The sequence below is a fragment of the Hymenobacter sediminis genome (assembly GCF_003231285.1).
GTDB lineage: Bacteria > Bacteroidota > Bacteroidia > Cytophagales > Hymenobacteraceae > Hymenobacter > Hymenobacter sediminis.
This window is the reverse complement of record NZ_QKNS01000013.1, coordinates 53,245-63,418: the sequence shown is the minus strand read 5'-3', so window position 1 is coordinate 63,418 and position 10,174 is coordinate 53,245. Positions and strand designations below refer to the sequence as shown.

General features: G+C 48.1%; 6 protein-coding genes and 1 pseudogene. 2 read left to right on the top strand and 5 right to left on the bottom strand.

Annotated features, from left to right (window positions below; all coding sequences use genetic code 11):
- The 4 genes and pseudogenes from DNI29_RS23375 to DNI29_RS23355 all read right to left on the bottom strand — a co-directional run.
- A pseudogene (locus tag DNI29_RS23375) lies at window positions 1-420 on the bottom strand (hypothetical protein); the annotation flags it as partial.
- 222 nt (window positions 421-642) lie between these two features.
- Window positions 643-966: an NHL domain-containing protein gene (locus tag DNI29_RS23370; protein ID WP_110980573.1), complete on the bottom strand. Its 324-nt coding sequence runs from the start codon at window positions 964-966 to the stop codon at window positions 643-645.
- A gap of 256 nt (window positions 967-1,222) precedes the next feature.
- Window positions 1,223-1,705 carry a hypothetical protein gene (locus DNI29_RS23365; protein ID WP_110980572.1) on the bottom strand — a complete coding sequence of 161 codons (483 nt, stop codon included), beginning with the start codon at window positions 1,703-1,705 and terminating at the stop codon, window positions 1,223-1,225.
- A 1,001-nt stretch (window positions 1,706-2,706) separates the two neighbouring features.
- Window positions 2,707-4,764, bottom strand: coding sequence for a hypothetical protein (locus tag DNI29_RS23355; protein ID WP_110980570.1), 2,058 nt, complete (start codon window positions 4,762-4,764; stop codon window positions 2,707-2,709).
- Window positions 4,765-5,339: 575 nt separating this feature from the next.
- Between DNI29_RS23355 and DNI29_RS23350 the strand changes: the two genes are divergently transcribed.
- Both DNI29_RS23350 and DNI29_RS23340 read left to right on the top strand, forming a co-directional pair.
- On the top strand, window positions 5,340-6,401 hold the full coding sequence (locus DNI29_RS23350) for a hypothetical protein (RefSeq protein WP_110980569.1): 1,062 nt from the start codon (window positions 5,340-5,342) through the stop codon (window positions 6,399-6,401).
- A 628-nt stretch (window positions 6,402-7,029) separates the two neighbouring features.
- A complete protein-coding gene (locus tag DNI29_RS23340) occupies window positions 7,030-7,443 on the top strand; it encodes an IS1 family transposase (protein ID WP_162303738.1) in 414 nt (137 codons plus the stop codon).
- Between the two features lie 44 nt (window positions 7,444-7,487).
- On the opposite strand, the gene DNI29_RS23335 is transcribed toward DNI29_RS23340, so the two are convergent.
- Window positions 7,488-9,275, bottom strand: coding sequence for a hypothetical protein (locus tag DNI29_RS23335; RefSeq protein ID WP_162303737.1), 1,788 nt, complete (start codon window positions 9,273-9,275; stop codon window positions 7,488-7,490).
- Window positions 9,276-10,174 lie beyond the last annotated feature (899 nt).

Genomic DNA, 10,174 nt, shown 5'->3' with positions numbered 1-10,174 from the left:
CAGCAGGTAGCGCGTCGGTTGACCGGCCGTAGGTCTGCCGGGCAGCTTAATGGGCAGGGGGCCGTCGGTGGTGAAGCGGTTGCCCGCCAGCCCCGTGCCGTTGGTCATCACGGTACCGTCGCCGTTCCAAACGGTTTCGCCGTTGCTGTAAAAGAGAATTTTGCCGTCTTTATCCGACATCACACCCGAGCCAGCGGGGGCATCCATGGCCCCATCCGTGAGCACCTTCGGAAGGGAGTCGGCAGAGGCTTGGTTGAAGTCGAGCCCCGCCTTAAAGCCAAAGTACCAGGTGTTGGCAAACTTCTCATCGGCCGCGCACTCCGGAGATCTAGCTTGCGCAAGAGCTGTGGATGCCGCGCCGCTCAGCAGCAAAGCCAGCAGCAGGCACAGGCGGAGAATCGTCGAGTAGTAGTGTTTCATAAAAGTAGGAACAAATAAATATTGAGCTATTGACGTTTTGGCCGCAAAGGTGTGGCGTGCGCTCCCACCATCCTAGTGGCATGAAAAGGTTATTTCCAAGTGTGCTGACCATGTGTGCGCTGGAGAGCATAGGCTCTGCTGCTGCTGGAACACGGGGTGGAGGGTGAGGCGGCCCCAGGTGGGTGGCAGGCGATGCTGGCGCTTCAGGCCAACTATCTCTTGCTACTTCATCGCCCGGATGGTGTGGTTATGTCGGTCAGCCACATACACGGTACCTGCCGCACCCACGGCTACGCCTATTGGTAGGCCCACCGGGTAGTTAAAGCGAGCCGCCGCGCCCGGGACGTCGGTGCTGCCTTTGGCGTGGGACGGGCCGACCAGCTTGCTCACCACCCCTGCTAGGGTAATGAGGCGGATGGCGCCGTTATCCGAGTCAGCCACGTAGACCATTCCCTTCCTATCTACGGCCACGCCCGAGGGGGAGTGGAAAGCAGCCCCCGCGCTCGGGCCGTCGGCCCGGCCGAGGTTACCCGCCCTCCCGGCCAAGGTCTATTCATACGGTTAACCTAATCGCCATCATAACGGCAAGGAGCAAGCACCCTATTCCCAAGAGTTGGATGAATACTATGTCCCTTGATAGGATAGGGATAAAGTAGGTTGCCCCACGGGGTTAGGGAGCAGCGGCTTCAACAGAACAGCTGGGGCTGGGCAGTACCCGCCAGTATTGGAGTATAGGAGTTGGGATATATAACCTGCTAAGCCCGAAGAGGACTGACGTTAGGTGCTAGCATCCTGCTCGATATTAACGGCGTTTTACCTTCGTACTGGATAAGACCACGACCCCATAGGCCGCTCGCGAGCCATAGAGGGCCATCGCCGTCTCGTCGCGCAGGAGCGTCACCTGCCTGATAGGCTGGTGGCGCAACAGACATTGCCACTGGCGAACCGTGGCTGCATCGTTGTGATAGAACGCCTGCCCATTGACCACATAGACCAGGGGGAAACCAGCTGGCTTCGGGGAAGCGGGCAACTTCCGAGCGGACGCTTCGCGGCCCGGGGTAGTGGCTACGCCCATCCCACACACTGGCGTTTGATAGGGGGCCAGCAGCGTATCGCGCCACGCGCGCCGCCGCACGGCAGCGACTTGCTGGGGCAACGAGAGGTGTTGCACACTGTCCAACCAAGCCGCATTGTCCGGGCCTGTCGGTGCCGAATGGGTTTGGCCGAGCGTAGGCCCACTGGCCAAGAGCAGAAAGACGAACGAGAAACCGAGAAAGGGACGCATACTTACCAGATGCTCACGAGGTAGCTTTGGCATACGATAGCCCCCATAATTTTAAATACTATTCATCAAAGGGCAATGGCATGGCTCGCACTTGACGCGTTGCCTTAAGAAACGGAACCCTATCAGAAGGACCCATCCTAAAAATATACCATCATACGTGTGGCAGCAGTGCCAGCCAATACCCTACCACTTTTCCAAGGATATTCCGAGAATTTATATTATGTAAATGACTCAAATCAAGAACAACAAGGTATTAGTTACACGTCTTTTCTATCCCCTAAGTTCTATTTATGCTTACTGAGTGCGAGTCTGCTGATGTAGCGAATGTTCATGGTATCACACTCATAGTAAACCAAGTCTGCATCACCGAAAACTAGGTAAACCAAGTCTGCATCACCGAAAACTAGAAGCGTTCCCATTCTATGCCCCACAGTCGCTCGTATGGCTTCGCTTATAGTCAGTGTACGGGTATCAATACTTTTGTTTTCGCTGATAACATAACAGGTGCTGCTGGTTATGCCTTGCAGCTGAAGCGCTTTTCGGATCACTTGTTCTTCTATCCCCTCGACTTTATCAAATGCTCCTTCCCGGAGGAAGCCAACACGCGATAGGTCAGCAATAAACTTGTTTCTATTCTTCGAGGAGGCACTGAATTGGATATAACGGTCGTGTTTGCTCTCGTTAATGAAGCGTTTGATAACCTTCGTTTCACTGTACAAGTCGGCTGCTTGTGTCGTCCTGAAATAAGTTGTAGCAGGATATCGACATTCAGTTTCCGAATGGTCGTACTAGAAAACGTACATTCAGTGAGCTGTTAGTACTGCCTTTGCATAAGTTATTAATTAGCTTCTAAAAACGCTTCTTTTAGGCGTCTTACCAATTAATGACTCGTTTCATGTTCAACAACTGACCTATTGAAATTGCCGCTGCTATTTGGCGTAGGATTTGTCCATTTACTAAATGAACCCCTATACGGGCACTAACACAACTTCCGATCTGTCCTAGCTCCGGAAGGTAAGCACTTCATAATACGCAGTATAAGGGTGTCTACAAGTGATCACTAAGCTAGTTGGACTAATAGATGTAATTGATCCACCACTGTTACCACCAATACGTATGCGACTCCCCATCGTTAAAACATCTTCACAAATCTGTGAACTCCATCCCATTTTTCCTCCTTGTATGCAACGGTAATAGTTAGTATCATCAATGATCACGTGGTTTGCACTAGTGGCGTGTACTCCAGGAAAACCTTTTGCCTTATCAAACACAAACTTGTACTGCATGTCACAACCTGGCTCAGGTTTGATAGTTAAAACCTTACCACTAGTGAAATGCGCCGTATGCGTAACTAAATGCCAGATTTTATCTCCTGAAGCTCCTCCTGTCAATAATGGAATATGAGTACTCGATACGCATGGGTAATCAGGATGACCGTCAGCAGGAGCGGGTGGGGGACCTGTGTTAAAGTCTAAAGGGCTTGGTTCGATAATTTGCTCCCCAACTGTCTTAGCAACTACGTTTAGGTGTTGCACTGGCGTGTTGCTATCTCCTAAGGTCCAACCACATTGAGCATAACCGTCTGCGCCAGTAATAGTACTTGCGGGTTGAGCGACGCCATTTCCGCTTAGTGGAGTAAAGAATACTGTTGCTCCTTGCAGAGGTTTCCCATCAAGTCCAAGCACCTGAACCCGAATAGGCTTATCCAAACGCTGTCTGGGCACACCCGGCTGATAATTTCCCGACACAGCTATTATCCGCTGCAATGTACAAGCACTAACATCTGTAGCAGTTACTTGATAGCAGGTGTCTTGCGCACTTAGACTGCTCATCCAGTGGTATGTCATAGCAGTCGCATTTGCTACGTTTCCTAGCTTACCTAAGAAATCCAAGGTGTTTGAAAAGAACTTTAAGAAATTTGACTCTTTTAATTTTTCAACTGAGCACTGCACGGCTATATCTTTCGTCACATCGGTAACTAACCACAATACATCTATTAATAGACGCTGTAAACTAGCGGCATCCTTGGCTTGATTTAGGTCTATTCCAGCAGACATCAAATTCAAGATGGTCTTTCTAAAAGCTAATGCACAATTAGGCGGGGTACCGTCCTCTCGATCTGTATTGAGGATTGGTACGGCCGCTTGAAATAGCATTACGACTCCATTTTGCGTGTTTTGAAGTTGTGCTTTCAGGGCTTCGTCAGTACCGTCAAGTGTACCCGGCTTACCAGTTCGAATTACGATGTCGTATTTGCCTTCTGACGGGAAAGTATATTCGTATTCAATAGGCTTAGTAGGCTTATCTTCTCTGAACTCTGCTACTTGGCCCAGAGAAGTAACGAATACTTGATAACCTCCTAAAAAATTGCCAGCAACACGCTGACCGTCTTTATAGATCCCAATTTCACAGCCATGGGCAACGCCTGAGTTGACAAATGTGAGCTTTCTTCCAACACGAAAGATACGCACTGGTCGGGTTGCTGTTCCATTCCCTCGCTTGGCGACATTGCCAAGTAATATTTCGAGCTTTGATTTTAGAGCGGTGTTATTATTATCTAGTAACGAACCTCCACGGCGGAGCACGTTTTCCACCTCTTGCACTGTTTCATTAAAATTAGCATCCGTTAAGGTTCGGTTGATCAAGTCAAGTTTAGCTTGCGATGTCAACGAAAAAACGGCAGGCATATTCATAACTAAACCCAATACCGTCGAGCGGGTACTAATGGTCATATCTGTTTGACCTGGGTAGCTATACCCTAGCAATAATGGCTTATCAGCACTATTTGCTACGAACTGCGTGGTAAACTTGTCCTTTAGCGTTTTAACTTTATATCTACCTGCCTGAATTGTTCCTTCACTTACAGGAGAAACAATGGATAAGGTATTTAGATCGATCAAAATGCCAGTTGGCAGCATTATATCGCCAGCAAGTTCCACTTGATTAAGCCCAGCAGGCACAACCGGTTCAGTGGTACGCTTCTCGCTACAGGTAGTCAAGAAGGCTACAAACAACAGCAGGAAAGCTGTTAAGACAATAGTATGTAAATTTCTCTGCATACCAGTGGTGTTTAGTTATCAAGAGCCGTTAACCATTGAGGGTGCCCCTATCTTGAACTGCTCTACACTAATTTAAATATAATTATCACTACTTCAACTAGTTATAATTGAATTTGGTGGGCTACTCATGAATATATTCCGAATCCTTACTTGATTCGGCGGTTACGATGAGAACCAAGGGATAGACGCCCGCACGACTTACTGATAACAAAAAGGCCCCGCGCCGATGCGCCGGGGCTTTTTGTTTATATGGTGAGCACATTAGCGGTGCTGCTGGTCATAGTATTCGTTGTCGTAGGGGTAGCGCAAGAGTAAGAACAGAAATTTCCGTTAGGGCTGTGGCGGCGGATTGTAGTGGGTGTAGGGTATCTCAGGAAACGGGCGCTTTGGCAAGAATACCGTGTGCCTGGCCACGGCGGTACCGGCCCCAGGCCTGGAAGTGGCACCCTGGGCGGCGAAAGCAGCATGAAAAACACCAGCTTACACCACGTGCCTGAAAGATCTGCTGTGGGTTAAATCATAGACGCAGTTTTAGTTGATTAAGGTATTTTTAGCAGCCTTAATCAGCTTAATCTATGTCAAGAGCATTGACAGTCTTTCTGAAGCCGAACGTACTTCAGCATCCGGACTACATTAAATTTAACTCTGGTGACCTTTGGAACAGGCCTCACACAGGGCCAGCCGATATAGGATGGGTAGCTGTTAGAAAGGATGAATTCAAAGCTTATGTAACCGCGCCGAACATTCTGCCATTCATAAGAGCGCAGGGTGATTACATAAAGGAAATAGATTGGGAAGTTTTAAAGGAACCATCTGAAAAGGGTGAGTGGCCAGAGGAGTCTGTTGCAGATATAATGCCTTTTGACAATGACTCATTCTGGACGTTCGCAACTAATAGAATACAAAATATAAGCCTCAATTTTATCCGGAAGCACGCTGATAAAATCAATTTCAGGGTAGACCATACCTACTATGTATATGCTGGGCCTACGCGTGAATATTTCTCGGTGCCTGCCAAATTGAGTTTAAGTCAACGCACTGACTTGCCTTGGTCGATTGAGTTATTAGAGGAATTCGCAGATAGATGGAATTGGTCGCAACTGGCACTAAACGAATCAATCATTTGGGATGAACACCTGATTGACCACTTTAGAGATAGAATTGGCTTCCAGTCCTTATGCCTACGCACTGATATACCTTGGACTCCAGAACTTATTGACCGGTATGCTGATAAGTGGAACTGGCAGTTGCTCAGCGGCAATTCTGGCCTCCCTTGGAATCGACAATTGCTGAAAACCTATGAGGATAGATGGACATGGCAAAACCAGGTGAACTATCTGAAATACCTGCGAGGAGGGAGCTATACTCACTTAAAGCCTTTTTCCATATCTCATAACAGCGGTATTCGCTGGGATACCGGTTTGAAAGAGTTTATCGAGAAGGTTGATATCTGGAATGTGGCCGCTTGTGCCTATATGTCCCAGCCTTTCATAGGACTAGTCCATAAGCAACTCTCTGAAAGCAGGGTTATCTACACTTACTGGAAACGCTACAGTGACTATCCATTAGAGGAGGAGGAAGTAAAGCTCTCAGGCTGGGAACTGATTCAGAATAATGAAAAACGACTCTATAGTTAAGTAATCTGAAAGCAAGGCAGCAGGGACAAAAGGCCGGTTTTGCAGGACTTTTTTGTTGTCATTCAGCAACGGAAGAAAAAGCACGAATTACTAAAAGTTACAGAGCGTGAGGTTAAGCAGGAGCACGAAATTTTGGTGGAGCGAAAATTTGTGCATAAGGGCCTAAACCTAGAGATGTTCAAGCAGCACTTGGAGCAAGCGTTTCAGCAGTTCGTGCAGCAGCGCCACTCGTTGACTACTGAAGTTTACAAGCAGCTTATGAGGCTGATAAAGAGTGTTCGATAGATTAAGAAGGTGCGGTGGCCTAACACAGGGTGAATACGTATAGCTCTTATGGTAACGATTCATCACAGCTGTGGTCGCTGTTCGAGCCTACAGGTTCGCAAAAACGGGAGTAGTGGCGGGAGCGCCAAGTATCAGTGCACCAGTTGCGGTCATCCAGGCTATTTTCAGCCCGCTGCTCCGGCTCAGGCGGCGCGCTATGCCCAGGTCGAGAAGCTCTTGGTAGAGCGCGTCTCGCAACGAGGCATTGTGCGGGCCACTAGCGTCTCGCGCATGACCGTCGCCAAACTGGCAAAAAAAAGCGCTGGCTCTGCCTCAAGCGCGCCCCAAGCCCAGCCGGCCCCGGGTGTTGAAACTGGATGAAATGTGGACGTTTGTGGGCCGTAAACGCCGAAAGGTCTGGCTGTGGCTCGCCGTGGAGCGTTACATCCGCCGCGTTGTCGCGTGGGTACTGGGCACGCGGGGTACGGCTACGGCGCCTCGACTCTGGCGGGCGCTACCGGCCGAGTACCATAGTGGTACGTGGTACTACACAGACGAGTGGGTGGCCTACCGACAAGTGCTGCCGCCGGCTGCGCACCGGCCCAGCCCAAAAGGCAGCGGGCAGACTAGCATTGTGGAAGCGGTCAACTGTTCTCTCCGCCAGCGCTGTGCCGTGCTGGTGCGCAGATCCTGCTCGTTTAGTCGCTCGCTGGCCATGCATCGCATCCGCTTGCTACTCTGCATCAACGACCATAACCGCCGATTCACCCTACATTAGACCAGCGCCCGCATAGCCTTTAAGTTTAAGATTTGTGATGCAGCTCATTTTTTTAGAATTATATTAACTATCGTATACGCAGCATCCGAATTATAGTCAAATATTTTTCCTGTTATTAGTGCAAAGCCTGTAGGAGAATAATTATTGATATTATATCTAAATGAATAGTCGTCTTCCCTAGTGCCCGAAATAATAATTGTCTTGTTTATGATATCTAGTGCGTATTTACCCCTATCTATTTCTGTATTCTTCCCTACAAGTATAACCTGATCATTTTCCTTGAATTCAATATACTTTATATCCTCGTCTTTATCGAAGTCGATAAGGTCCCCGCTGCTGTTATAATAATTATAAATCATACTCTCGACTTGCCATTTACCGAGTATTGCTATTCCTGAAGTTACCTGCACTTTAAATATTATAGGGCTACCTTCCAGCGCGTCACCCTCTTGGTCTTTGACGTCAGCAAGTAAAAGTGCTTCTCCCGATCGGTTAGCTGGTAGGGTCCACTCCACTCCGGCACTGCCATCTTGTAGGGTCTTAGTCGAAGACACTGCAATACCAGCTAGCGCTATGCTGCCGTTATCAGACGCTATTTTCCACTCAACCGTAAACCCAGCTTTCTCCCAATTGGCATAAGACGATTGAGCGCTAAGTTGAAGCTCGGGGAAGATTTTCTCCCCGGCTGAGTAGCTGTTTTTCAGGCTGCTCTGCTGCTCCACCTTTAGGCGTGCTGCGAGGTGTTGACCTTTATAGAGCTGCATCGGTTTTGAAGCATAATTAATTGGCGACCACAAGGCGATCCCGTAAGGTACCATCTCTCCAAACTCTTCGATAGCGTTTTTCACCTCCAGCATCTGCAGAAACACGTTCGTTTTTGCCGCCACAAAACGAATGATAGTGCGTTGATACGAGATAGACCGCCGACAATAAGGGTTCTTAATGGCATCCGAGGTAATACTTTTGGCACTTTCAAAAGCATCCTGTAGCATACCCTTGGTCGAGTTGCGTACACTTACCTTGAAAACCATAGCATTCACTTCTTTGATCGCCGACTGCGTAATACTACTGATGCATTCATTATAGGCACCGCTTTTGCCCTTAAACCCTAATTGTCCTACGAGTAGGTTCACGGCCTTTAGCACCAGTTCGTGCTGATTTTTGGTCATAACATCCTTTTCCTCCTGATTAAGCCGTAGTGTATAGCTATTATCTGGTATGCCTGTTACCGCTTGACTTGCTTTCTCAGTGAGGTTAAAAGGACGGGGCTCCAGCATCATAGAGCTAGACGTACCTCCCCTGAGTGGCGTAAAGGTGGCCTTGACATAGCTCCGAAGCTGATTATTGAACACAGCTGCCATTTTTATTTCATTCCCAAGCTCCTTTTTTTCATTCCCAATCCAAGCTGTAAAGTCGTCATCGGCAGTGGGTCGACGTCCAGTGCCCCCGGTAGGAAAAGGATCGTTTAAGTATGTTTTAAGAATGTAGCCGTTTAAAGTGATTAGTTGGGAGAGAAATATGGGGCTGGTGGCATAAATCGGTTGCTTACGTACGAGCAGGTCCTGGACGGTAGCAGTAAAGGCCGAATAGGCGGGTGTAGTGCGCACGTCTTTATCAAACTGAGCTTGTTGTTTCTCCGAAAGCGAGGTATAAGCGGGAAGCAGATCCCAAAGGCCCTGGGCGACGGTGGCAGCATTCACTTTGACTTCTTTCTGAGAGCTGTCTACGCGGACAACAGCTAGAATCTCTTGGGACGTTTTATCCAGTATAAATAGCAAGGACTCCTTATTTTGAACAACTTTCACTCCCTTAGTGTGTTGATCTAAGGTCAAGGAGTCTTCAGTACTGAAGACGCGCGTGTTGTGCATATCTAAGCTAGAGTCTACTAGTAGATGCACCACACGTGCGGATGTCATACCTGGTGGGATCGAATGGGTAGTAGAGGGCGTCGTTTCGGGCTTATCACAGCCAACGCATACTAACAGAGGCAGTAAGAGTAGCCAACGAACAAGTAAGAGTGCTCTCATAGGTAGAAATTATAGCAACAAAGTTATAATTTAAATAATTATATTCACATACCCACTTTTGGGTATATTTAGACTCTCCATGCATGATTTGAAAGCGACTTAGGCGCATTTTACTTCGATGATAATTGCAAGTCTCTTCTCGTGGCTTAGTAGCGAAGAAGAGCCACTCCACGGATGGTTATCGAATTGATTAACTAGGAAGAGTACAATCCGAGCCTAGAAGTGGACTAAGTATAGGGCAAGGTTCAGACAACACCGCTCTAACGAGGTGCGTGCTTGAGATTCGATGGCATGCCGTTAATGGATGACCATGGCAGATAGGTGCTAAGTTCATCATAAGTAAGGATGGGTTGCTTGGCTATAAATTCTGCGTCCATTTAAGCATAAGCCTGCGGCTAAAAAGTGCTGGTGCGGCTAAATACGAATGGTATATTCTGTTAAGCTCACTCATTCTAGCTTCTCTCATTGACACTTGATCACCCTAAAACACGGGACCCTAGCCCAATTAAACTAGCACTGGGTTAGTGCGACGCGAGGTAAGCTTACTATCAACAAGGACAAAGGAACAGAATCACCCGTGCTGCCACCGCTCAGGTTGATTATACTGGAATGTAGCTAGTTAACTAAAAATCCAGGCCGTTGTCTCAGTTATTTTCCTAGTGTCATGCTTTAGGTATTATTCCTTCTGCTCGTCTTGGTGTTTA